The sequence below is a fragment of the Sinorhizobium sp. CCBAU 05631 genome (assembly GCF_002288505.1).
Classification (GTDB): domain Bacteria; phylum Pseudomonadota; class Alphaproteobacteria; order Rhizobiales; family Rhizobiaceae; genus Sinorhizobium; species Sinorhizobium fredii_C.
On the sequence record NZ_CP023063.1, the window covers coordinates 2,343,267 to 2,368,118 of the forward strand.

The 24,852-nt window shown below is 62.5% G+C and carries 21 protein-coding genes; 10 read left to right on the forward strand and 11 right to left on the reverse strand.

Annotated elements, in window-relative coordinates:
* Positions 1 to 4: 4 nt before the first annotated feature.
* Entirely contained in the window at positions 5 to 2,116 is a 2,112-nt protein-coding gene (locus SS05631_RS11535; RefSeq protein ID WP_037414895.1) for a TonB-dependent receptor, read from the reverse strand.
* A 248-nt stretch (positions 2,117 to 2,364) separates the two neighbouring features.
* Between SS05631_RS11535 and SS05631_RS11540 the strand changes: the two genes are divergently transcribed.
* Positions 2,365 to 3,186, forward strand: a complete 822-nt coding sequence (locus SS05631_RS11540) for an extensin family protein (RefSeq protein WP_037414892.1) — start codon at positions 2,365 to 2,367, stop codon at positions 3,184 to 3,186.
* Here SS05631_RS11540 and SS05631_RS31405 read toward each other — a convergent pair.
* The gene (locus tag SS05631_RS31405) at positions 3,183 to 3,653 is read right to left on the reverse strand and encodes a thioesterase domain-containing protein (RefSeq protein WP_037414891.1); all 471 of its coding nucleotides are present in this window, start codon (positions 3,651 to 3,653) and stop codon (positions 3,183 to 3,185) included. The two genes, SS05631_RS11540 and SS05631_RS31405, sit on opposite strands and share 4 nt — an antisense overlap.
* A gap of 148 nt (positions 3,654 to 3,801) precedes the next feature.
* Here SS05631_RS31405 and SS05631_RS31410 point away from each other — a divergent pair, with 148 nt between their 5' ends.
* Complete coding sequence (locus SS05631_RS31410) at positions 3,802 to 4,311, forward strand: DUF1993 domain-containing protein (RefSeq protein WP_037414889.1); 510 nt, start codon at positions 3,802 to 3,804, stop codon at positions 4,309 to 4,311.
* 21 nt (positions 4,312 to 4,332) lie between these two features.
* On the opposite strand, the gene SS05631_RS11550 is transcribed toward SS05631_RS31410, so the two are convergent.
* The 8 genes from SS05631_RS11550 to SS05631_RS11585 all read right to left on the reverse strand — a co-directional run bounded on the left by SS05631_RS11550 (position 4,333) and on the right by SS05631_RS11585 (position 14,003).
* Positions 4,333 to 6,012 carry a formate--tetrahydrofolate ligase gene (locus SS05631_RS11550; protein WP_037414886.1) on the reverse strand — a complete coding sequence of 560 codons (1,680 nt, stop codon included), beginning with the start codon at positions 6,010 to 6,012 and terminating at the stop codon, positions 4,333 to 4,335.
* A gap of 86 nt (positions 6,013 to 6,098) precedes the next feature.
* A complete protein-coding gene (locus SS05631_RS11555) occupies positions 6,099 to 7,319 on the reverse strand; it encodes a DUF2333 family protein (protein WP_037414883.1) in 1,221 nt (406 codons plus the stop codon).
* Between the two features lie 3 nt (positions 7,320 to 7,322).
* Complete coding sequence (locus SS05631_RS11560) at positions 7,323 to 8,612, reverse strand: DUF6638 family protein (RefSeq protein WP_037414880.1); 1,290 nt, start codon at positions 8,610 to 8,612, stop codon at positions 7,323 to 7,325.
* Positions 8,613 to 8,631: 19 nt separating this feature from the next.
* Positions 8,632 to 10,548, reverse strand: a complete 1,917-nt coding sequence (locus SS05631_RS11565) for an AAA family ATPase (RefSeq protein WP_037414877.1) — start codon at positions 10,546 to 10,548, stop codon at positions 8,632 to 8,634.
* A 3-nt stretch (positions 10,549 to 10,551) separates the two neighbouring features.
* A complete protein-coding gene (locus SS05631_RS11570) occupies positions 10,552 to 11,700 on the reverse strand; it encodes a hypothetical protein (protein WP_037414874.1) in 1,149 nt (382 codons plus the stop codon).
* 61 nt (positions 11,701 to 11,761) lie between these two features.
* A complete protein-coding gene (locus SS05631_RS11575; protein ID WP_037414871.1) occupies positions 11,762 to 12,850 on the reverse strand; it encodes a hypothetical protein in 1,089 nt (362 codons plus the stop codon).
* A gap of 149 nt (positions 12,851 to 12,999) precedes the next feature.
* Positions 13,000 to 13,380, reverse strand: a complete 381-nt coding sequence (locus tag SS05631_RS11580) for a cytochrome c family protein (protein ID WP_037414868.1) — start codon at positions 13,378 to 13,380, stop codon at positions 13,000 to 13,002.
* 35 nt (positions 13,381 to 13,415) lie between these two features.
* Positions 13,416 to 14,003, reverse strand: a complete 588-nt coding sequence (locus tag SS05631_RS11585; protein WP_037414865.1) for a thymidine kinase — start codon at positions 14,001 to 14,003, stop codon at positions 13,416 to 13,418.
* Between the two features lie 294 nt (positions 14,004 to 14,297).
* Between SS05631_RS11585 and SS05631_RS11590 the strand changes: the two genes are divergently transcribed.
* From SS05631_RS11590 to ade, 7 genes are all read left to right on the forward strand, one after another.
* Positions 14,298 to 15,254, forward strand: a complete 957-nt coding sequence (locus SS05631_RS11590) for a choline ABC transporter substrate-binding protein (protein WP_037414862.1) — start codon at positions 14,298 to 14,300, stop codon at positions 15,252 to 15,254.
* Between the two features lie 183 nt (positions 15,255 to 15,437).
* Positions 15,438 to 16,283: a choline ABC transporter permease subunit gene (gene choW / locus SS05631_RS11595; RefSeq protein WP_037414860.1), complete on the forward strand. Its 846-nt coding sequence runs from the start codon at positions 15,438 to 15,440 to the stop codon at positions 16,281 to 16,283.
* Positions 16,280 to 17,329, forward strand: coding sequence for a choline ABC transporter ATP-binding protein (gene choV / locus SS05631_RS11600; RefSeq protein ID WP_037414858.1), 1,050 nt, complete (start codon positions 16,280 to 16,282; stop codon positions 17,327 to 17,329). The genes choW and choV overlap by 4 nt, the downstream gene beginning before the upstream one ends.
* An 82-nt stretch (positions 17,330 to 17,411) precedes the next feature.
* Positions 17,412 to 18,155, forward strand: a complete 744-nt coding sequence (locus SS05631_RS11605; RefSeq protein ID WP_037414856.1) for a HugZ family protein — start codon at positions 17,412 to 17,414, stop codon at positions 18,153 to 18,155.
* A gap of 119 nt (positions 18,156 to 18,274) precedes the next feature.
* Positions 18,275 to 18,619 carry a metalloregulator ArsR/SmtB family transcription factor gene (locus tag SS05631_RS11610; RefSeq protein ID WP_037414853.1) on the forward strand — a complete coding sequence of 115 codons (345 nt, stop codon included), beginning with the start codon at positions 18,275 to 18,277 and terminating at the stop codon, positions 18,617 to 18,619.
* 176 nt (positions 18,620 to 18,795) lie between these two features.
* A complete protein-coding gene (locus SS05631_RS11615) occupies positions 18,796 to 20,124 on the forward strand; it encodes an aspartate aminotransferase family protein (RefSeq protein WP_037414851.1) in 1,329 nt (442 codons plus the stop codon).
* Positions 20,125 to 20,215: 91 nt separating this feature from the next.
* Positions 20,216 to 21,913, forward strand: a complete 1,698-nt coding sequence (gene ade, locus SS05631_RS11620; protein ID WP_037414848.1) for an adenine deaminase — start codon at positions 20,216 to 20,218, stop codon at positions 21,911 to 21,913.
* 183 nt (positions 21,914 to 22,096) lie between these two features.
* Here ade and SS05631_RS11625 read toward each other — a convergent pair whose 3' ends face one another.
* Positions 22,097 to 23,785 (reverse strand): alpha-glucosidase family protein, encoded by a 1,689-nt coding sequence (locus SS05631_RS11625; protein WP_050988180.1) that lies wholly within the window; start codon positions 23,783 to 23,785, stop codon positions 22,097 to 22,099.
* 146 nt (positions 23,786 to 23,931) lie between these two features.
* Here SS05631_RS11625 and SS05631_RS11630 point away from each other — a divergent pair, with 146 nt between their 5' ends.
* Positions 23,932 to 24,852, forward strand: coding sequence for a sugar kinase (locus SS05631_RS11630; protein WP_037414845.1), 921 nt, complete (start codon positions 23,932 to 23,934; stop codon positions 24,850 to 24,852).

Consider the following 24,852-nt stretch of genomic DNA (forward strand, 5'->3'; position numbering starts at 1 on the left):
GAGCCTAGAACTTCGCCTTCGCGGTGACGAGGAACGTCCGACCGCGGCCGGTGTCGACCGTGCTGCCGGCGATCGTGCTCGACGCCGGCGTGTAGGTCTTGTCGAAGACGTTCGTCACACTGCCGGTGAGTTCGAGACCGTTCTCGAATTTGTAGTTCGCGAAGAGGTCCACCAGTCCGTAGCCGGGAACGGTGGCAGAGCCGCTTGCCCCCGCATTCTCCTCGCCGATGAAGGCATTGGAAACGGCATAGATCCGCGTGCCTACCGTGAGGCGCTGTTCCTCGAGGAAGCGTGCCCCGAGGGTCGCACTTACGATGTCATCGGGAAGGAAGCTCTGTACGCCAAAGCCGTTGACCTGTGACGGGAGGTCGCTCTCCGTATGCGTGTAGGCAAGGTCGCCGAAGACATAGCCGGCATCATAGGCTGCCTGCAGTTCAAAGCCTTGAACCGTGGATATTCCCGGATTGTTGACAAAGAATATTTGCATCCCGCCGTTGGCCAAAGCCGCAGTGATGTAATTGTCCACCCGGTTATGGAAATAGTTCGCCTTCAGGCGGAAGCTGTCTCCCGTAGCAATGAGGTCGTCCAGATTGATGTTCGCGCCGATTTCCCAGCCCTTGGATATTTCTGGCTGGAGGAACGGGTTGGGGAAGAACATCTGGAAGCCGCCCGGATGCGAACCGCCCACGAAGATTTCGTTGACCGTCGGAGCACGCGAGGTCTCGGCATAGGTCACGTAGGGCTGCAGCCACTCGGTGGCATTGACGGCGAGCGTAACGCTCGGGTTGAGGCGGCCGTCCGATTCGTCGACGCTATAGGCGCCTGCCGGCATGCCGAGCGGATTACCGGCGCTCACCGATCCGGTGCCGTCGATGTTGAATTGGTCGTAGCGCAGGCCGGCAGTGAGGTCGACGATGCCATAGGTGAAGGTCGTCGAATTGAAGATGCCCGTCGTCGCGTTCTTGCCGCCGCCGTTGACGCCGCCGGTCGGCTGCGCCGTGCTGTTGATCACATCGTAGTCATCCTGAAAATATTCGACGCCGTAGTTGGAGCGCACGGCAACTTCGCCCAAATCGAATGTCGAGGTGTTCGAAATGTCGAAGCCGATACCCGTGTCGGTGATCCGCCGCCCCGCCGCGCCGCCGGCACCCAGGAGGTTGGTATCGTACTTCATCCGCAGGCGGTTCCAGTAGGCGTTGGCGCGGAAATCGATCAGTTCATTGTCGGGCGTGTAGGCGTAGTTCGCGCTGACCGTCTGGTTTCTGACGTTTTGGAAATAGGAGTTCGCGAAGAAGTCATTGTCGTAGGAGATTGCGCTGAACTTGAAAGAATGGTCCTTGTCCGGCGTGATCTCGGCCTTCAGGAGGCCGGAAAGCAGATCCTCCTCGGTGAAGGAAACTTCGATGCCGTCGCCATTGTCGTAATTACCCGGATCGCTCTTGCTGATCCCGCCAAGCACAGAGAAGACGTCGTTGAAGCGATAGGCGCCGAGCAAGGATTCCGACCAGCCGGCGCCATTGCTGCCGTAGGTGGCGACGGCCTGACCGCCATAATTTTTGCCGTCCTGGATCAGGTCCTCGATGTCATAGGTCTTGAAATTGACCGAACCGGCCAGCGCCCCGCCTCCGATGCCAGTGACGGCGCCGCGGGTCAGGTCTATCTCGGAAAGGAAGGCCGGATCGACATAGGCGAAGCCCTGGGCCTCGTGGCCGGTGAAGCGGAAGTTCTGGCGAACGCCGTCGATCATCATGTTGACGCGGCCGGAGCCCTCGAAACCGCGAATATTGACGGCAACGCCGGGATTTTGCGGGTTGTTGGCCGTCGACGTGCCGGGCACGCTGCGCAGCAGATCGTCGGTCTCCTGGCCCGCCTGAAGCTCGATTTGGTCCGTGCTGACGACGCTCGAAGGACCGGGCTTCGTATAGGGATTGGCCTCGCGTCCGCCCTTGGCGACGATCGGCGAGAGATAGGTCTCGCCCTTCTTTGCCGCTTCCGATTCTTCGGCCTCTGTCGGCTGGGATGTTGTCGCGCTTTGCGCGAAGCTGCCGGAGGCGACGGACAATGCGAGTGTCGCCGTGCATGCGAGAAGAGCCAGGCGATGATGCCGGTTGAGCATGGACCAGTCCTTTGAGTTTGTTGGCCGGGCTTGCTGTTGAGCGGCAAACTCAAGGGCTGGCTGGGCAGGTGTCGGAATCGGCGAATCCTGTCACGTCATCGCCTTATTTGGGCCACATAAAAAACATGACTGAAAGAGTCAATATAAATTTAGGGCACGTATATCCCGTCCGTCCTCCTCAGTTTCAGCACATTTTGAAACAGGATGGTCTTTCGTGCGTTTGACCGTGACAAACGGAAAGGACCTGCATGCGCGCTGTCGGAGTGGTACTGATTTCCGCCCTCGTGCTCTGGGGGGCGGCGCTTCCGCAGGAAGGCCCGCTACCCGTAGCGAGGCCTGACACCGATCAAGGCGAACAGCCGACGCCCACGCCAAAACCTGCCGCGCCGCAGAGAAAACCTCAAGCGAGCGATCAAAAAAACTTAAATGTCGGGGCTGGCAAAGACCTACCGCCTGGGTGGAAAGACGACTCTCTCCGCGAGGAAGCGCTTCTGACGATCGAAAAGGAAGACCCGAAAGCCTATGCCTCCTGTCTGGCCGCGCTCAAGGAGATCGGCAGCGCCTTTGCGGAGACTGCCCGCATCGACGACGGCAAGGGCTGCGGCATCGACAGGCCGATCAGAGTCAGTTCGGTCCTGCCGGGCGTCGCTCTTGAGCCCGAGGGAGTGATGCGCTGCGAAACGGCCCTGGCACTCGCCCGATGGGTGAAGGAGACGGCCGCTCCGGCAGCAAAGGCCGCGTTCGGAGCCGACGCCCGTCTTTCGGCCCTCAATCAGGCCTCCACCTATGTCTGTCGGCTAAGGAACAATGCCGAGACGGGAAAGATCTCCGAGCACGCACGCGGTAACGCTGTCGACATCGCCTCTTTCAGCCTCGCAGACGGCAAGACCGTCGAAATCGAGCCGCGCGACGAAGACGGCACTCTGACCGGCGCCTTCCAGCGCGCCGTGACCGCCTCCGGCTGCCTCTACTTCACGACCGTCCTCGATCCGGGCAGCGACGCGGCGCATGAAACACACCTGCATTTCGACGTCATCGAACGAAAGAACGGCTATCGCTATTGCCGCTAGCCGCCTCCGTCAATGCTCGCGTTCCCGTATCCAAGTGCCACGAATTCGCCGGAGAAGGTGCCGGCGACCTCACCCTCGGCCATGAGTTCGGCCGTCACCGTCAGACGCGCCCTGCCCCGCCGTTCGAGCAGACGCAGGAAGCCTGGCCATTGGTCGGCGTCTTCGAGCCGCGAGCGGGCCGAGAAGGAACCGTCGATCGGCCTAAGATAGTCCATGCGGTTGCTCTGGATCACCAGGCGGCTTGCGATGCCACTCCCACGAAGCCGGACATGCAGCAGCGACCAGGCAGCGAGTATCGAAAGTGCCGAAGCGCTGCCGCCGAAAACCGTGTCGCGATGGTTGATGTTCGGTGCCAGAGGCGCCCGGAGGAGGACATGGTCCCACTCCACCGCAGCCACCTCCACCTGCATCGCAGCGGAGAGCGGGATATGTGAATAAAGGTAGGTCTGCAGTTCCGAAGGTGTCATTGTGGTTCCATGGTGGCGCGCAATCGAGCCAACATCAGCACGAATTCTCTTTCGGATTGGCAAAGATCTCCGCCGCCGATTGAACCCGCCGCAGAGCGACACGATCTAACAGCGGCATCGTCCGCAACGCCTTATCGAGGAACGACCCATGCCTTTGAGAATGTATTCGCTCTCCGTCCCCGTCTTCACACGCGGCTTTTCCGCGCTCGGCGGGCTCCTCGACAAGGGCGAGGCCTTTGCCGCCAAATCGGGCACGCCGCTCGACGAACTCTTCGGCGCGCGGCTCGCGCCGGACATGCTGCCGCTGTCGGGTCAAGTCCAGCGAGCGAGCGACACCAGCAAGAACGCCATCGCTCGACTGACGACGCTTGAAGTGCCGCGGTTTCCCGACGATGAGCAGAGCTTTGCCGATCTGCGTCAGCGGATCGACAAGACGGTGGCATTCTTCGAAACCGTGACACCGGAACACCTCGAGGGCAGCGAGAAGCGCGAGGTGACCCTCAACTTCCCGAATCTGAAGGTCACCTTCAGCGGCGACGACTATCTGCTGAAGTTCGTGCTGCCGAACTTCTATTTCCATCTGACCACGGCCTACGACATCCTGCGCCATAAGGGCGTGCCGCTCGGCAAGGCGGACTTTATCGGCGGTCTCGATTGAGCCGGCACTACTGCACCACCGTCAGAACAGCCCCTCTATGTAGCCCGCCTCGTTGAGGCGGATCTTCTCCGAGGACGGCACCTTCGGCAGGCCCGGCATCGTCATGATCTCGCCGGTGATGACGACGACGAAGCCGGCTCCGGCCGCAAGGCGGACTTCGCGGATCGGCACCGCATGGCCGCTCGGAGCGCCGCGCAGGTTGGGGTCGGTGGAGAAGGAATATTGCGTCTTCGCCATGCAGATCGGCAGTTGCCCGTAGCCCTGGTCCTCCCAGGTTCTCAGCTGATCCCGCACCACCTTGTCGGCAATCACTTCACTGGCGTGATAGATGTCCTTGGCGATCGTCTCGATCTTGTGGAAGAGCGGCATGTCGTCCGGATAGAGCGGCGAGAACTGCGAGTGTCCGGCATTGGCGAGATCGACGACCTTGTGCGCCAGTTCCTCGATGCCGGCCGATCCCTCGGCCCAGTGCCGGCACAGGATCGCCTCGGAACCGAGCGTCCTGACATAGTCCTTGATCGCCCGGATTTCCGCCTCCGTATCGGAGGTGAAGTGGTTGATCGCGACGAGCACCGGCACGCCGAATTTCTTGACGTTCTGCACGTGGCGGCCGAGGTTGGCGCATCCCTTCCTGACCGCCTCGAGATTCTCCTTGCCGAGATCGTCCTTCTTCACGCCGCCATTCATCTTGATCGCCCTGACGGTGGCGACGACGACGGCGGCGTCCGGCTTCAGGCCGGCCTTGCGGCACTTGATGTCGAAGAATTTCTCGGCGCCGAGATCCGCTCCGAAACCGGCTTCGGTCACGACGTAGTCGGCAAGCTTCAGCGCCGTCGTCGTTGCCACCACCGAGTTGCAGCCATGCGCGATATTGGCAAAGGGGCCGCCATGGACAAAGGCCGGATTGTTCTCGAGCGTCTGCACCAGGTTCGGCTGCATCGCATCCCTGAGCAACACCGCCATCGCCCCGTCCGCCTTGATGTCGCGCGCATAGACCGGGCTCTTGTCGCGCCGGTAGCCGATGATGATGTTGCCGAGGCGTTTTTCCAGATCCTTGATGTCGGCGGCAAGGCACAGGATCGCCATGACCTCGGAAGCGACGGTAATGTCGAAGCCGGTCTCGCGCGGATAGCCATTGGCGACACCGCCGAGCGAGCCGATGATCTGGCGCAACGCCCGATCGTTCATGTCCATCACCCTCCGCCAGGCGATGCGGCGAATGTCGATCGCCTGCTCGTTGCCCCAATAGATGTGATTGTCGATCAGCGCGGCGAGCAGGTTGTGGGCCGAGGTGATGGCGTGGAAATCGCCGGTGAAGTGCAGGTTGATATCCTCCATCGGCACCACCTGCGCATAGCCGCCGCCGGCAGCACCCCCCTTGATGCCGAAGCAGGGACCGAGCGAGGCCTCGCGAATGCAGACGATCGTCTTCTTGCCGATGCGGTTGAGGCCGTCGCCGAGGCCGACGGTGGTCGTCGTCTTGCCCTCGCCGGCCGGCGTCGGGTTGATCGCCGTCACCAGGATCAGCCGGCCGTCTCTCTTATCCTTCTGCGCGGCAATGAACTCGGCGCTGACCTTCGCCTTGTCATGGCCGTAAGGCAGCAGATGCTCCGGCGGAATGCCGAGTTTAGCCCCGATCTCCATGATCGATTGCTTGCGCGCAGCACGCGCGATTTCGATGTCGGACTTGACCTCCCCCATGGCTTCCCCCTGTTTGGTGCGTACATCCCGCCTCCTCTGCCGGATGCGCGCTCCGTTTCCTTGTGCTTACGCTGCCATGCCGGCCGTCAGCGGGCAAGGATGTCGCGCATCTCCACCAGGTTGGAGCGCACGCGAAGAATATAGAAGCCCATCGTCGCCAGATGCGTCGGCATGATCCAGCCGTCCTCGCGGCCGTTGGAGATGATCAGCGGCTGGATACGCAGCGCGGAGCGCAATTGCTTCAGCGTCTCCGTATAGATCGGCGTCAGCCCGCGCTGGGCGACGACATTCTCGAAATCGGCACCGGCCGCCGAGAGAATGCCGTAATAACCGTAGAGCTGGCCGAAGGCGAACCAGAAACGGTCGTCAGCGCGCGTATCGAACCAGCCGCCATTGTGGAATTCCGAACGCTCGCGGATGATCGCCGACGTATTGCCGAGATCGTTGGCGATGCGGTCGAGGAACTCGACCATGTTGTCGGACCGGCCGTCGAAGATCGCCTCGCATTTGCCGAGCGAAACGTTGAATTTCCGAAGGTCGCGCTCGGCGGCACGGTAGAAGCTTGGCGTCGGGGTCTTCGGACCGAAAGGATTGATGCCGAAATACCAGGTTTCCTCGTCGAACTGAATGTTGCCGCGTGCGGCCTGCAGGTCGTTGTTGACGCCGGAGGTACCGCGCACCCGGCCAAGCGAGTCGACCAGTTCGACGCTGGTGCGGCGCACCGCCTGGTTGATGCCGCGCTGGAACGACGCCTTGTTGTCGAGCCAGGGCGTGTCGTCCCAGTCCATCCCGAACAGGCCGAGCTTGTAGGCGAGCATCGAGGAAATCCAGGCGTTCTGGTTGACGTTGAGGTCGATGAGATCGGCCGCGACATCGACGGTCGCCGAGGTCTGGCAGACCGTGCCGGCCGGCAACTGCACCATGTCGAGCGCTTCCGTGGTCGACCCGTCCGAGGGCACCACGGCTGCGGCCTGGCTCGTAGCCGCCGCGCTACCGGATTGTCCCGTCGTGGCCCCCGGGCCGCTGATCGGCGAACCCGCCGGCACCTTGCGCTCGGCGAGCTTGTAGCGATTGACATAGTCTGGATCGAAATTGGTCCAGGCCTGCGTCTGCCAGATGAAATAGCCGTAGAAGAAGATCAGCCCGAGCAGCACCAGTCCGATCGGCCCCTTGATGATCCAGCTCCGCGCCCGATACCAGTCGCCGAGCGCCACGAAGGGCCAGAGGAGCCAGGAGACCGCCAGACCTATGCCGCGGCCGATCGCCGTGAACACGCGCTGAAAAAACACAACGATCGGATCGAGCATGTCCTATTCCTCTTTGAGACCGTAGAGCTTGTGGCGGAAGGCGGTCTTGTCTTTCAGATATGTGCCCGTCAGGGTCGCCACAACATATTCGCGGAACTTTTCGCCGTAGTGTTCGTAGGCAGCATAAAAGCCCTGTTTGTCGAACACGAAGCGGGAGACGAAGTCGCGCGGAACGAGCTGCGAGACGAGTTGGTTGACCAGCCATTTGTCCGGATGGTCGGGAGCGGCCCGCACCAGCAGGAAACGGTTCTCAGGGGCGATCTCCTGCATCTTCACCGTCCCCGTTGCGGCGATCGCCCGCGCAACTTCCTGCAGGAACGGGTAGGTGCCATCGCGCGCCACCAGCGCGGCGTTGCGATGGATCCAGGTCTGTAGCCAGATTCGATCGGCATTCAGCAGATCCGCATCCGGATCGGCTTCGTTGATCAGCCCGCGGATTGCCATGTCGGCCCGGTGCTGGAAGAGGCCCGACTCCTGCACCCAGGAGGCCTGCGGCAGTTGCAGCCGGTTCGTCGTCGTCAGGAAGTCGTAGATGCGCGCGTAATCGCCGATCGCGATATAGCTCACCTGCCAGGGCCGCGAGCGCCTGAAGCCGGGCACGGAAGGATCGCAGATCACCGTCGTCGTCTTCTGGTCGAGGAAGACATAGACGCCGCCGAAATGATTGGCCCAGAAGGCCTCGTGCCGAAACACCAGCTCCTCTGGGACAAGAGCATTCTGGCGGATGTCGCCGGTCAGCTTGGCGAGTTCCACCATCCGGTCCAGCATGGCGTCGTCCGCCCACGCGTCCGGCACTTTCTTCAGCCGGTCGACGAGCTCCCGGAGCTCCGCCGCCTTTCCGAGCATGTCCTCGGCGGAAAGCACGCGGAAGCGGACCTCGTTGATCGACAGCAGATCGTCGATGTCCTCGACCACCGACACCGAGTCCTCGATCTCGCCATAGAGCGCATCCTTGATGGTGACGGCGTTGATAGCCCGGCTGTTGGCGTTGAAGAACTCATGCATCAGCGCCGCGGTGTTGGAAAAGCTCGTATGGACCACCGGCAGGTCCGCCTGGGCGGGCGTCAGGATGATGAAGCGCCGGTTGACCCGGTTCGGATCGAGATAATCGCGGTCTCCGAGCTCCTCAGCAATTTCCGGCGAAAAGCCGGTCACATCGATGCTGAAGCGCTCGAGCGCCGTCGGCTTCAGCCCCAACCCTTCGAGCGCCTTGTTATAGCGCGCCACAAGATGCGGCTCGGAAATATCGAGCAGCCGCCCATAGATGAGCTCGGCTTCGAGAAGGCGCTTCATGGGGCGATGTTCTCTTCTGTCATCCCTGCCATCGGCCCTCGCGCTTCATTGTCTCGATCTCGCGGATCGCCTTCTCGCGTTGCCGCTCGCGGCGGATGATTTCGGCAATGGCGGCGTCGTCCGACTTGTCGGTATAGCGGAATTCGCTATCGGCGTAGCGGTTGATCTCCTGCAGCACCATGTCGATGGTGATCGGGCCGCGCAGGTCCTCGATCATCGCCTTCTTCTCGTCGTAGGGTTTGTGCATGAAGGTGCCCGCATCCTTGAACCAGTCGTCCGGCAATTCGACGTCCATCGCCCGCATCTTGATCGCGTCGGTGATGTTGCGGATCGCCCGGCCGGTGAAGCGCGGCTCCGCCTCCTTGATCATGTGCAGATAGGCGCCGACATCGGCGAGCGAGGCGATCTTGCCCTTCTCTTTCTCATAGCGTTCCCAAACCGCCGCAAGCCCGTCCTCCTGCGGCCGGGCATGGGCCGCATAGGATTGCGAGACGGCGCGCTTGATCTCCTGGCCGGCATAGAGATCGTGCTCCCCGAGCGGGATCTTGTGGTTCTTGCCGACGAGCAGCGCGAAGATGTCGATATAGTCGGCCTCCGTCTGCGGCCCGTCGACCAGCCAACGTGCGCCGGCGCGCTGGCGCAGGGCATCGTCGACATTCTCCGGATGGTTCGAGAACATGCCGAAGGTGCAATTGCCGCGCACCACTGTCGAGGCGCCGGCGAAGCTCTCCATCAGCACCGCCGTCACTTCGTGCTGGCCGGCGGAAGCGCGATCGTCGGAGCGCTTCGCCGTCACCTGATCGACGTCGTCGATCGTGCCGAAGCCGATCGCCCGCGGGTTCATCACGTTGTTGACGAACTCCTTGCAGTTCTGGCCCGATTTGCCCTGATAGGAGGAGATCTGGTCGACGCCGAAATTCTCGTAATGGAAGGCGTAGCCGGCGACATCGCAATAGTCGTGGAGCATGCCGGCAAGCATCTGGATCAGGATCGTCTTGCCGGTACCCGGCATGCCGTCGCCGATGAAGGTGAAGAGGAAGCCGCCGAGTTCGACGAAGGGATTCATCTGCCGGTCGAAGTCGTAGGCCATCAGCATCTTGGCAAGTTTCAGCGCCTGATACTTGGCAATGTGATTGCCGATGATCTCCTCCGGCTTCTTGAAGGTCATCACCAAGGGCTTGCGCTTCTGCCCGGGCGCGACATCGAAACCGTTCAGGGTGAAGTCATCCTGGTCGAGCCGGATGTGGACATTCTCGAAGTTCTGCAGCCCGGTGAAGCGCGCCTTGCGGGCAAGCAGCCCTTCGATCGCGACGCGAGAGAAGGCGCGGGCCCGCGCCGTCAAGGCCAGATCGTCCGGCGCACCGGCAAGACTGCGATCGAGCCCGGCGACCATGCTCTTCAGTGCGTCCTGGGGCGTATCGAAGAGGAAATCCGGCTCGGCGGCATCGTCGACCGGCTCGCCCTCACCCTGCAGCGTCGCGCCGAGATAGGCGGCAAGGGTGAAGGCGGCGATATAGGCGGCGGCCGAGAGCAGCGCCTTGAAATGACTTGCGTCTTCGCCGGAAAGCGACGTGCCCGCGTTACGCGCCTGCAATTGTTCGAGATTCGTCTGCCGCGCGAAAACATCCGAAACCGCGAGCGCCACCTGGATGCCGCGCCGGGTACGGTAAAGCGCGGCGTGCTGGGCCGGCGAAAGCAGCGGATCGGCGCCGCGCACCGCTTGGATCGTCCGGGCGAGTTCCACCTCCCGGCTGCGGCGCTGGCCTCCCGTCGATACGGTCGAGACGAAACGGCGGCCGGTGCCGGCAAGGGGTGTGCCCGCCGATGGCTCATCCCGCTCGAGAATGAAGAGCTTGGTGACGAGGCTCTGCGCCACCGCCTGATGCTTGGCGATGTCGTCCTCGTGCAGCGTCGTCAGGCCCGTGTTCAGCGTCATCGATCAAACCTCGCTCACCACCTGGTTGCCGGAGATAACATGCACCTTGTAGTCACCGAACACCTGCGCCGCCTCGCCTGCCGCGTAGAGCGCCTGATAGGCGTCGTGCGGCACCAGCGCATGCTTCTCGTAAGCGCTCACGCCCATGCGCGCGGCTTCGAGATTGCCGGTGTCGATGTGAAACTCCTCCTGCGCCGGCGTCGTCGACCAGAAGCCACGCTCCGCCGGCCGCTCGGCCTTGGAGAAGACCTCCTGCACCGTCCAGGTCAAAAGCCAGGCATTCTCGGTCTTGCGCACCTTCGAGAGGATGTCGTTGATCCGCGCGTTGTTCTCCGTGATTCCAGCCGAATAGAACGGCCCGAGCACGATGCGCCGAAGCTGTTTTGGATGCAGTTCCGGAAAATCCCTGTCGAGATTGGTGGCGATCGTCACCGGCGTCAGCGAATAGGCGCTGTTCTTCGAGGCGAAATCGTCGAAACGGCTCGCCAGTTGCGGATTGAGCAGTCCGCCGACCGGCAGCGGGATCTCGATCTCCGGATTGAGCTTGCCGTCTTCGGTCACCAGCATCTCGACGATATTGTCGGAAGAATCCTCGACCGTCGCCATATAGATCATCGGCAGCGTCTGCGTGCCGTCGAAGGCGCCCCAGGCGACCACATAATAGGGCCGCATCGTCTTCGGGTTGACGGCGACCCGGATCGTCTCCGGCAGGATGAAAGGCGAGAAGATGTCGCCCTTGCCGATCTGCTCGAGATAGAGCCGTTCGGCCATGCGCGCCTGCAGCGCCTCCGGAAAGGCCTTTTGCCTGAGGATGAAATCGACCATTTCCTCGCGCAGCGCATCCGCGGAGGGAATGCTCGCCAGCCGCTTTTCCGCGCTCTGCCGGTCGTTCTCGAGCTCCAGCACGTTCTGGAAGACCGGAAAGCCGCTCTCGGCCCGCGAAATCCGGAAATGCTCTACGAATCCGATGCGATTCTCCCAGCAGGCAACCGATGCCTTCAGCCGGGCGAGATAGGGAACGATGACCTCGCCGACGACCGTGTTGCGGTAAAGCGGTGAATTGCGGTCGCCGAGAAACAGCTCGAGACCGGCCAATGCGGCCCTGATCGAGGTGAAATATTGCCTGACGGCAGGCGATACGGCGGTGTTCATGTAAACCCCTCCGGCATATGCCGAAAGGCGGTCGGAAAGCCGGTCATTGCCGCCTTGCCGATCACTGCTTCACGTAGTTTGCGGCATTGTGCTTGTCCATCACCGTCTGGAAGCGACGGGCAAAGGCGTCGTCGGCCAGTTTCTTGCGCCGCTGGATATCCTGGGTCGCGAGCATGTTCTTTTCATGCATTTCGAGAAGGTCGCCGATATGCCGCTGGGCGGCGGCGCCGATCCCGGCCATCGTTTCCTCGGCGGCGGTGTCGACCTGACTGCCGAGCGTATTGATCTTGTGAGCCACGTCCTGCTGCGCCGCGGTCTTCAGCGAATCTTCCAGCGACTTGTAGAGGACGATGCGCTGCTCCGTATCGATCGTCAGCTTGTTGATCAGCGTGTTCTGCGCGGCGATCTGATTGTTGAGCGAATCGACGAAGGTCTGGAACATCGCGGTATAGCGCTCGAGCGTCTGGCTCTCGGCGAGCAGTTCCTGTTCCTTGGCCTGTTTCTCGTTGTATTCCGTCGCCAGCCGCGAGCGCTCGGACTCGAGGTCGGTGCGGGTCGTTTGGTCCGTGGAAGCGGCGATCCGATTCTCGACGTCGAGCAGCAGAGGGTTGAGCTCCTCGATGCGCTTCTGGGTCTCCACCAGCGCAGCCATCGTGCCCTTGCGGCGCTCGATCACCTGGATGAGGCTCTGCTCGGAGGTCTTGTAGCGCTGGTCGAGGATCGCCTTCTGCTCCTTGAGGATGCCGACGATGGTGTCGGACTTGACGAGCAGTTCCTGAAGGTTTCCGGCGAGCGACATGTTGCGCACCCGGTCGGTGCGCATCCGCTGCATCGACTGCTTGGAGAACATGCCGATGAACTTCTCGTAACCCGTATAGCTTTTCATGCTCTCGAACTCGGCACCGAAGACGTTCGTTGCATCTTCGAGACCGATGATCAGATCGGCGATGTTGGCTTCCATCGCCTTCTGTTGTTTGAGGACGTCCTGAATGCGGGCGTTCTCGATGTCGAAATTGACATCGCCGAGCTTGGTGTCCGCCTTGGCGAATTGCTCTAGCACGACGCCCGACTGTTCGAGCTTGCCGCGCATCTCGTCGACGACACTGCGCGTCTTGGCGATTTCGGCGTCAAAATTCTGAAGAGTGGCCATGTCCTATCCCCTTTGTCCGTCCGGGCGGCTGTGCCCGCGGACCAATCTGCTCAGCCCTTGATTGCAGTTATATAAAGGGTGTTTAGCAGGTCAGGACAAGAGACGCCGGCGGGCTTTTTTCGCAGGTAAGGCGAGGCTGCGCGGCCCGCTCATTGGCCGGCGGTGGGATTTTTGAGATAGGCGATAAGGTCGACAATGTCCGACGGCCTCCTCAGTCCCGGAAAACTCATTCTGGTGCCGCTTACCAGAGTCCGTGGGCTCAACAGATATTCGGAGAGCGTAACCTCGTCCCACACTTTACCTTGAGTGCCGAACGCCTTCATTGCATCGGAATAGTTGTAGCCGCCGAACGAAGCGACGGGACGGCCGACAACGCCCATCAGGCTCGGTCCCACCCGGTTCGCCGGTTCCGTCGCCGTATGGCAGGCACTGCATTTCCGAAAGACCGCGGCGCCCGCCCTGGCGTCGCCATCCGCCAGGCTCGGTGTCGCGACGAAGGCGAGACAGCTGGCGAAGGCGACGGACCGCATGCTTGGAACTCCCGTTGAAGATCGGCGCGCCGCCGTCAGCCGGCGCGCATCTCGTCTTCCCAATGGCGGCGGCAGAAGGAGACGTATTTCTCATTGCCGCCGACATCGACCTGCGCCCCCTCGCGCATGACCTTGCCGTTGCCGTCGAGGCGCACGACCATCGTCGCCTTGCGTCCGCAATGGCAGATCGTCCTGACCTCGCGCAACTCGTCGGCAATCGCCAGCAACGCCATAGAACCCGGAAAGAGCTTCCCCTGAAAATCCGTTCTCAAGCCATAGGCCATGACCGGAATGCCGAGGCGATCGGCGACGCGCGCGAGCTGCCACACCTGGTCCTCGCCGAGGAACTGCGCCTCGTCGACGAAGACGCAGGCGATCTGGCCGGATCCGTCGCCGTTCAGCCGCTCGACGAGTTTGAAGAGGTCGTCCTTCCCACGGAACGGGATCCCCTCCGATTGGAGCCCGATGCGCGATGCGATGCGCCCCGTGCCTGCCCGATCGTCGAAGGCGGCGATCAGCATCACGACGCGCATGCCGCGCTCCTGATAGTTGTAGGCGGCCTGCAGGAGCAGCGTGCTCTTGCCCGCATTCATCGTCGCGTAGCTGAAATAGAGTTTGGCCATGACCAGGGTTCCCAGACGTCGTCTCCGCTACATGACCTTGCAAAGAGCTGATGACCAGAGCGCGTCGGCGCGACCCACAGATTTTCGCCGTCGGCGGAAATTGGTCCACCCGCGCCGCTCGTGAGCCTATCAATGTTTGTGGAGCGCCATTTCGCAGGCATTGCGACATTCAGCGTCGTTTTGTGCATCCCCTCAATGGAATGAGACAATACACTTCCCTCGACGCCAAGGCCTTGAATTCGGGGCGCATTGGTGTTTGGCTAAAAAAAGAACACAGGCAGGGGAACGACAACGATGACAAGGACATTCTCGCTCAAATTCATGCTGGCAGGTGCCATCTGCATGGCGGCCTTGACCGCCGGCAATGCGGCCGCGGCCGAGGCGGAAAGCTGCGGCACCGTCCGCTTCTCCGACGTCGGCTGGACGGACATCACCGCCACGACGGCGACGGCAACCACCATCCTTGAGGCGCTCGGCTACGAGACTGACGTCAAGGTGCTTTCGGTCCCCGTTACCTACACGTCGCTGAAGAACAAGGATATCGATGTCTTCCTCGGCAACTGGATGCCGACCATGGAAGCCGACATCAAGCCCTATCGCGACGACAAATCGGTCGAAACCGTCCGCCAAAATCTCGAAGGCGCCAAATACACGCTGGCGACCAACGCCAAGGGTGCTGAGCTCGGCATCAAGGACTTCAAGGACATCGCCGCCCACAAGGATGCGCTCGAGGGCAAGATCTACGGCATCGAGCCTGGCAATGACGGCAACCGCCTGATCATCGACATGGTCGAGAAGGGAACGTTCGATCTCAAGGGCTTCGAGGTCGTCGAATCCTCCGAACAGGGCATGCTGGCGCAGGTGGCGCGCGCCGAGAAGGACGGCGAGCCGATCGTCTTCCTCGGCTGGGAGCCGCATCCGATGAACGCCAACTTCAAGCTTACCTACCTCTCGGGCGGTGACGACATCTTCGGCCCGAACTTCGGCGGCGCCACGGTGCACACCAATGTGCGCGCCGGCTATACGACCGAATGCCCGAATGTCGGCGCCTTGCTCAAGAACCTGAACTTCTCGCTTGAGATGGAAAACGAGATCATGGGCAAGATCCTGAACGACGGCGAAGATCCGGAGAAGGCCGCTGCCGCCTGGCTGAAGGACAACCCCTCTGCCATCGAGCCCTGGCTTGCCGGCGTGACCACCAAGGATGGTGGCGACGGACTGGCTGCGGTGAAGTCCGAACTCGGCCTCTGATTGCGTGGCGCCGCGCGGCCGCCCGTCGCGCAAAGGTCGCTGCAGCACTCAAAAATTGCTGCATGCCTCTGTCCTCAAATCGGCTGTGATTGAAGGAAACCATGCAGTCGGGCGGGAACCTCCCCGCCCTTCCACCGCTTCATGCGATCCAGTGTTTGACCCTGACAAGAGGGATCCAGTTTCGTGGAATTTCTAACTGATAATCGCATCCCGATCGGCGGCTGGGCCAAGGCGTTCGTCGACTGGCTGACGACGAATTTCGAACTGTTCTTCGACCAGCTCGCAAATCTGCTTTCAGGCATCATCGCCGTCCTGCTCTACATCCTCCAGACACCGCACCCGCTCATCGTCATCGCGGTCGTGACCGCCCTGGCCTGGTGGTTTCGCCGCTCGGTCGGCATCGCCGCATTCACCTGTCTTGGGCTGCTCCTGATCGTCAACCAGGGCTACTGGCAGGAAACCACGGAGACGCTGGCGCTGGTGCTCGCGGCCAGCTTCGTCAGCATGGCCGTCGGCGTGCCCCTTGGCATCGTCGCTGCGCGGCGTGCCTGGGTCTACTCGATCATGCGGCCGATCCTCGACCTGATGCAGACGATCCCGACCTTCGTCTATCTCATTCCGGCGCTGATCCTGTTCGGTCTCGGCATGGTGCCCGGGCTGATCGCCACGGTCATTTTCGCCATTCCCGCGCCGATCCGCCTGACGCGCCTTGGCATCATCTCGACGCCGCCGTCACTGGTCGAGGCCGCCGAGTCCTTCGGCGCCACGCCATGGCAGGTGCTGCGCAAGGTCGAGATTCCCTTCGCCATGCCGCAGATCATGGCCGGGCTGACGCAGACGATCATGCTGTCGCTGTCGATGGTGGTCATTGCCGCGCTCGTCGGTGCCGACGGCCTCGGCGTGCCGGTCCTTCGGGCGCTGAACACGGTCAATATCGCCAGGGGCTTCGAGTCTGGTCTCTGTATCGTCATCCTGGCGATCGTCCTCGACCGTCTTTTCCGCTCGTCCGATGAAGGAGAAGGCGCATGACCGAAGCCGTCGTTTTCAAGAATGTCGACATCATCTTCGGCAAGAACCCCCAGCCTGCCCTTCAGATGGTCGATCAGGGCAAGACGCGCGACGAGATCGGCGCTGCCACCGGCCTCGTGCTCGGCGTCGCCGGCGCCTCGCTGGCAATCCACGAAGGCGAGATCCTCGTGCTAATGGGCCTGTCCGGCTCCGGCAAGTCGACGCTGCTGAGAGCCGTCAACGGCCTTGCCCCGGTCGTTCGCGGCGAGGTCGAGGTCAAGACTTCGAGCGCACCGCTGAACCCCTATCGTTGCAACGCCAAGGCCTTGCGCGACTTCCGCATGCACACGGTGTCGATGGTGTTCCAGCAGTTCGCCCTGCTTCCCTGGCGCACGGTGGCCGACAATGTCGGCTTCGGCCTCGAACTGGCCGGCGTCGGCGATGCGGAGCGAAAGAAGCGCGTCGGCGAACAGCTCGAACTCGTCAATCTGACCAAGTGGGCAGACCGCAAGGTCAACGAGCTTTCGGGCGGCATGCAGCAGCGCGTCGGTCTTGCGCGGGCTTTCGCCACCGGCGCTCCCATCCTGCTGATGGACGAGCCTTTCTCGGCGCTCGACCCGCTGATCCGCACGCGCCTGCAGGACGAACTGCTAGAGTTCCAGCGGCGGCTGAAGAAGACGATCATCTTCGTCAGCCACGATCTCGACGAGGCCTTTCGCATCGGCAACCGCATCGCCATCATGGAAGGCGGGCGGATCATCCAGTGCGGTACGCCGCAGGAGATCGTCAAGAATCCCGCCAACCAATACGTGGCCGACTTCGTCCAGCACATGAACCCAATCACTATGCTGACGGCAAAGGACGTGATGCAGTCCGGCGTCGGGCGGACCGCTGCCACGACCGGCGTGACGGCGACCGCCAAGCCGACGACGCCGCTCGTCGACATCCTCGACGCCATGTCCCGCCAGCCGGGCAGCATCGGCGTCGTCGATAACGGCGCTGTGGTCGGGACCATCGACGCCCAAAACATCGTCGAAGGCCTGACGCGTCACCGCAGCAAAGATTGACGCCACGAAGCGCGGGGTTCAAAAGAAGCCTGGAGCAGCCGCTCCGGGCTTTTTTGTTTTGACTGACCCGAGGAAGCGCGTCATGAGCGACAAACCGAACGTCTTGAGAGAGACCGACGACGAGGCGCGCAGGCTTGCCCGGGTGTTGCTCCGGTCCGCGCGCAGCGGCGCGCTGGCTGTGCTCGAACCCGACGGCAGCGGCTTTCCCTTCGTCAGCCGCGCCTTGATCGGCATCGATATCGACGGCGCGCCGGTCATTCTCGTCTCACGGCTTTCGACCCATACCCAGGCGCTCCTTGCCGACCGACGCGCCTCGCTGCTGACCGGAGAGCCGGGCAAGGGCGATCCCCTCGCCCATCCGCGCCTCACCGTCCAGTGCGAAGCCGAAGAGGTTGCGCGCGACAGCGCCGCGCATGGCCGCATCCGGGAGCGTTTTCTGCGGCGCCATCCCAAGGCCCGGCTCTATGTCGATTTTCCCGATTTCGGCTTTTTCCGCCTGGCGCCGCTGCGCGCCAGCCTCAATGGCGGTTTCGGCCGCGCCTATGTGCTGACCGACAAGGATCTCGTCATCGCTTCGCCTGCGGCCGCCGCGCTCGCCGAGATGGAGAGCAGCGCCATCGAGCATATGAATTCCGATCACCAGGACGCGGTGAAGCATTATGCGACCGTTCATTGCCGCGCCGGCGATGGCGACTGGAAGATTGCCGGAATCGACTCGGCTGGCCTCGACCTTTCCGACGGGGAGAGACTGCAGCGCCTGGAATTCGACGCCGTTCTCGAGGACACGGCCCAGTTGCGGCCGATTTTGAAAAAACTTAACGGTTAATCGGCACTTAGCTACCCCCAATTCTTGCAGTGGGTGGTTGCCCTTTTATGCATCACGTCTAATTATCGTGCTTCGTAAAACATAACTACGTGTGATGTAATTCTCGCATGGAGCACGCAATGCAGCCTCTTTCGCCTGAAAAACATGAGGAAGCGGAAATAGCAGCCGGTTTCCTCTCGGCCATGGCAAATCCAAAACGCCTGCTCATTCTCGACTCGCTGGTCAAGGAAGAAATGGCGGTAGGCGCATTGGCCAACAAGGTCGGGCTGAGCCAGTCGGCTCTTTCCCAGCACCTCTCGAAGTTGCGTGCCCAGAATCTGGTTAGCACCCGTCGTGACGCCCAGACGATCTATTATTCGAGTTCGTCCGAGGCGGTCATGAGGATTTTGGGCGCACTCACGGAGATTTACGGAGCCCCCACGAGCGTCGTCATAGAAAAGCCCTTCGTGCGCAAGTCGGCGTAACTCCCAAGACGCCGACAAGAGCTGCAAGGCCAAAGCCCCGACGAGCAATCGCGGGGCTTATTTCTTGCGCGCCGGCAGGCTTGACGCTCACAGGGGCACTGATAATTTGACCAACAGGTAAAAGAATTCGGACCCCAGCCGACTTTTCGCGCTGGACGCCCCCGAGGAGAACAGACATGTCGAACCGCCTGACCACCACCCCGAACGATCTCCGCGCCTTTTGGATGCCCTTCACCGCCAATCGGCAGTTCAAGAAGGAGCCGCGGCTCTTCGTCGGCGCCAAGGACATGTACTACACCACCCATGACGGGCGGACCGTGCTCGATGGCACGGCCGGTCTCTGGTGCGTCAATGCCGGTCACTGTCGGCCGAAGATCACCGAGGCGATCCGCGAACAGGCGGGCGAACTCGATTATGCGCCGGCCTTTCAGCTCGGCCATCCGAAGGCCTTCGAGCTCGCCAACCGGCTCGTCGACATCGCACCGGAAGGTCTGAACCACGTCCTCTACACCAATTCCGGTTCGGAATCGGTCGACACCGCGCTGAAAGTCGCGCTCGCCTATCACCGCGCCAAGGGCAACGGCTCGCGCTTCCGCCTCATCGGCCGCGAGCGCGGCTATCACGGCGTCAATTTCGGCGGCATTTCGGTCGGCGGCATCGTCGCCAACCGCAAGATGTTCGGCACGCTGCTGACGGGCGTCGACCATTTGCCGCATACGCACCTGCCGGGGAAGAACGCCTTTGCCCGCGGCGAGCCCGAGCACGGGGCCGATCTTGCGAGCGAACTGGAGCGGATCGTCACCCTCCACGACGCCTCGACTGTCGCCGCGGTCATCGTCGAGCCGGTCGCCGGCTCCACCGGCGTGCTCATCCCGCCGAAGGGCTACCTCCAGAAGCTGCGCGAGATCTGCACCAAGCACGGCATCCTGCTGATCTTCGACGAGGTCATCACCGGCTATGGCCGTCTCGGCACGCCTTTTGCCGCGCAATATTTCGACGTCAAGCCAGATATCATCACCACCGCCAAGGGCCTGACCAACGGCGTGATCCCGATGGGCGCAGTGTTCGTCACCTCGGAAATCCACGACGCCTTCATGACCGGCCCGGAGCATCTGATCGAGTTCTTCCACGGCTACACCTATTCCGGCAACCCGATCGCGTCTGCCGCGGCACTCGGAACGCTCGACACCTACAAGGAAGAGGGTCTGCTGACGCGCGCCGCCGATCTCGCGCCCTACTGGGAGGAGGCGCTGCATTCGCTGAAGGACTGCCCGCATGTGATCGACATCCGCAATATCGGCCTGATCGGCGCGGTCGAGCTCGAGCCGATCGCCGGCGAGCCAACGAAGCGCGCCTTCTCCGCCTTCCTAAAGGCCTACGAGAAAGGCCTGTTGATCCGCACGACCGGCGACATCATCGCGCTGTCGCCGCCGCTGATCATCGAAAAGCAGCAGATCGACGAACTCTTCGACAAGCTGCGCGACGTCTTGAAGAACAATATCTGAGACATCTCCGCGTTGTTTGCGAAGCCCTTTCCCCGCCTCAGGGGAGAGGGGTATTGTCATCGGCAAAGCAGCAAAGGGGCGAGGTGCAGGCATGTCCGAGGCGCTGGAACGGTTCATCGATCAGGGCGTCGGCCGCAAGCCGGCCGACATCGTGCTCAAGGGCGGGCGCTTCTTCGATCTCGTCACCGGCGAACTCGTCGCTTCCGACATTGCCATCTCCGGCGACCGGATCGTCGGAACCTGCGGCGACTACGAGGGCTGCGAGGAAATCGACATCTACGGTCGCATCATCGTCCCGGGCTTCATCGACACGCATCTGCACATCGAGTCCTCGCTCGTCACCCCGCACGAATTCGACCGTTGCGTCCTGCCGCTCGGCGTCACCACGGCGATCTGCGACCCGCACGAGATCGCCAACGTGCTCGGCACCGAGGGTATCCAGTTCTTCCTGGACTCGGCGATGGAAACGATCATGGACATCCGCGTCCAGCTTTCCTCCTGCGTGCCGGCAACGCATCTGGAGACGGCCGGTGCCGACCTGCCGATCGAGCGGCTTACGCCGTTTCGCCATCACCCCAAGGTGATCGGCCTTGCCGAGTTCATGAATTTCCCCGGCGTCATCCACAAGGATCCGGTCTGCCTCGCCAAGCTCGACGCCTTCCAGGGCGGTCACATCGACGGCCATGCGCCGCTGTTGCGCGGCAAGGAACTGAATGGTTACCTCGCGACCGGCATCCGCACCGACCACGAATGCACGAGCGCCGAGGAAGCCCTCGAAAAGATCCGCAAGGGCATGCACATCCTCGTGCGCGAAGGTTCGGTGTCGAAAGACCTGCATGCCTTGATGCCGATCATCACCGAGCGGCTATCGCCTTATCTGGCGCTCTGCACCGACGATCGCAACCCGCTCGACATCGCCGAGCAGGGCCATCTCGACCACATGATCCGCACGGCGATCGCGGCGGGCGTCGAGCCGCTGGCGGTCTATCGCGCCGCCTCGATCTCGGCGGCGCGTGCCTTCGGTCTCAGCGACCGCGGCCTGGTAGCGCCCGGCTGGCGGGCCGATCTCGTGGTCGTCGACAGCCTGGAGACCTGCAGGGCCGAGATGGTCTTCTCCGCCGGGAAACGCGTGACCGGCGCGCTCTTTGCCCGCCGCAAGCCGGTCGAGCCGGTGGGGCTCGACAGCGTCAAGGCGCGAGAGGTCAAGGCGGCGGATTTCGCCGTGCCCTACAGCGAAAGCGAGACCTCGGTGATCGGCGTGCTGCCGGGAAAGATCATCACCGAGCATCGACGCTTTCGGCTGCCGGCCGAGGGCAACCAGACAGGGCCCGATCTCGGCCGCGACATCATCAAGGTCGCCGTCATCGAGCGCCACGGCATCAACGGCAACCATGCCAACGGCTTCGTTCAGGGCTTCGGCCTGAAGAAGGGCGCGATCGCCTCCACCGTCGGCCATGACAGCCACAATATCTGCGTCGTCGGCGTCGGAGACGAAGACATGGCCCTTGCCGCCAATCGGCTCGGCGTGATCAGGGGCGGTTTCGTCGTCGTCGAAGACGGCCGGGTGACCGGCGAGATCGCCTTGCCGATTGCCGGACTGATGAGCCTCGAACCCTACGAGCGGGTGCGCGACATCCTCCACCACCTGCGCCAGGCCGCCTTCGCCCTTGGCGCAACGCTGGAGGAGCCTTTCCTGCAACTCGCCTTCCTGCCGCTGCCGGTGATACCGCACCTCAAGATTTCGGACCGCGGGCTGGTGGATGTGGACAAGTTTGCGCTGATTGGCTGAGACTACTGACACGATGACCTGCTGACGGAATGCCGCCCTCTCCACACTTGTCATCCTCGGGCTTGACCCGAGGATCCATTCACAAGCCGCCCGTGGCACATTGACCACGACGCGATCTCGAATTCACGCAAACTGACCGCGACGCTCGATAGTTTCGGTGATGTCTGTGCGTGGATCCTCGGGTCAAGCCCGAGGATGACGGAGGGGTAACGAACGCGTTTCCCCTGACCCCAGCCGTCCACAGAAGACGTCGTAACCGGCAAGCGCGATTGCGTTCTCAGCTAACTCGGGCGCAAATCCCGCCATTGGCAGCACTTCAGCGACATCCATGTCGACGGCGAGCTGAACCGTTTGCGGCTCGCCCGTCAGGTTGAAGACGAAAAGCAACCTCTCGCCGTTCTTCTCCCTGGTGAAGGCCAGCACATCCTGGTTGGTCGCAAGGAACGCCATGTCGCCGTCTAGGAGGGGCGCGTGGGCGCGACGGAAAGCGAGCGTAGTGCGATAATGTTCGAGCACCGACCCCGCGACGCCCTCCTGTGCATCCACCGCCAAGGCGCGCTGTTCCTCGCGCACCGGCAGCCAGGGAAAACCGGCGGAAAAGCCGGCATTCGCCTCATCCCTTTCCCAGACCATCGGCGTCCGGCAGCCGTCGCGACCCTTGAAGGCCGGCCAGAAGCGGATGCCATAGGGGTCGCGCAATTCCTCGTAAGTGAGTTCCGCCTCCGGCAGGCCCAGTTCTTCGCCCTGGTAGAGGCAGATCGAGCCGCGCAGGCTGGCAAGCAGCGCAATAGCGAGCTTCGCCATCCGTTCGCGGTCCGCCTCGCGGAGCACAAAGCGGCTGACATGACGCATGACGTCGTGGTTGGAGAAGGCCCAGCAGACCCAGCCATCGGTGACGATCGCCTGGAAATTCTCGACGCAGCGCCGGATATGGCGGGCCGAGAGTTCCGGGCCGAGCAGGTCGAAGGTGTAGCACATGTGCAGCTTGTCGCCACCGCTCGTATAGGCGGCAACCGTCTTCAGCGACCGGGCGCCATCGCCGACCTCGCCCACCGTCGTGCGGCCGCCATATCTGTCGAGCAAGGCCCGCAGCCGCTGCAGGAAGGCGATATTCTCCGGCTGGGTCTTGTCGTAGAGATGATCCTGCATGCCGTAGGGATTGACCTCCGGCGCGTCGCTGCTCGTCGCATCGGGATCCGGAACGAGCGGCGGGTTGTCCCGCAAATGCCGGTCATGGAAGTAATAATTGACCGTGTCGAGCCGGAAGCCGTCAACGCCGCGGTCCAGCCAGAAGCGCACCGTATCGAGCAGCGCCTCCTGGACCTCGGGATGATGGAAATTGAGGTCCGGCTGCGACGTCAGGAAGTTGTGCATGTAGTATTGCCTGCGCACCCCGTCCCATTCCCAGGCCGGGCCGCCGAAGATCGAAAGCCAATTGTTCGGCGCCGTGCCGTCCGGCTTCGGATCGGCCCAGACGAACCAGTCCGCCTTGGCATTGCTACGGCTCGAGCGGCTCTCGACGAACCAGGGATGCCGGTCGGACGTGTGCGAGATCACCTGGTCGATGATCACTTTCAGTCCCAGCCGGTGCGCCTCCGCCATCATGGCGTCGAAATCGGCAAGCGAGCCGAACATCGGGTCGACGTCGCAATAGTCCGAGACGTCGTAGCCCATGTCCGCCTGCGGCGACCTGAAGAAGGGCGACAGCCAGATGGCGTCGACGCCGAGCGAGGCGATATGAGAAAGCCGCCGGGTCACGCCGCGAAGATCACCGATGCCGTCGCCATCCGTGTCCTGGAAGGAACGCGGATAGACCTGATAGACCACCGCGCCGCGCCACCAATCGTCGCCAGACCTCGTTCCGACCGCCATCCGCACACCCCGCTGTTCCTGCTGCTGCACGAAAGATGTATCGCCGCGATTTCACCGAGTAAACGGCGCGCGCAACATTCGCTTGCTGCGAAGCCGACAGATCGCTAACCCATTGGCGGCGACACCGATGGCGGGAGGAAGAGCGGATGGCGGGCAGCATGCTTTCAATCGGCGAATGCATGGTCGAACTGATGCAGGCGGAAGGCGGCATGCTGCGCAAGGGCTATGCGGGCGACACCTTCAACACCGCCTATTACGCGCGTCTGTTCGCACCGGCCGGATGGACCGTCGAGTATCTGACCGCCGTCGGCACCGATGTCGTCTCTGACGAGATGCTGTCATTCATCGAGGGGACCAGGGTCGGCACGGCGCATATCGCCCGGATCGAGGGCCGCATGCCGGGCCTCTACATGATCCATCTGAAGGAGGGGGAGCGCAGCTTCTCCTACTGGCGCTCAACTTCCGCCGCGAAGCTGCTTGCCGACGACCCGGATCGGCTGCGAAAGGCGATCGGCTCGGCGGACGTGGTCTTCTTCTCCGGGATCACGCTTGCAATCCTTGCTGCCGATGCGGTCGAAACCTTGCTGTCGGAACTGCGGCGGGCGAAGGCGACCGGCAAGCGCGTGGTGTTCGATCCGAATATCCGCCCACGCCTCTGGGACGACGTGGCACGGATGCGCGCAACCATCGAGGCGGGCGCGCGGGCGGCGACGCTGCTGCTGCCGAGTTTCGACGACGAGGCAACGCATTTCGGCGATGCATCCGTCGGCAGCACGATCGAACGATACCGTGCGCTCGGCGTCGCCGACATCGCCGTCAAGGACGGCGCCAACGGCGTCACCCTGCAGTTCGGCGAGGGAGCGCGCCAGCACATCCCGGCAGCACCCGTTGCCCGCATCGTCGACACCACCAGCGCCGGGGACAGTTTCAACGGTTCCTTCCTCGCGCACCTCGCCGCCGGCGACACCCCGGCAGATGCCGCCGCCTTCGCCGCACGCATAGCCGCAGCGGTGATCGGCCATCACGGGGCGCTGGTGGAGCGGGAGAAGTTGCCGACTGTTTGGTAG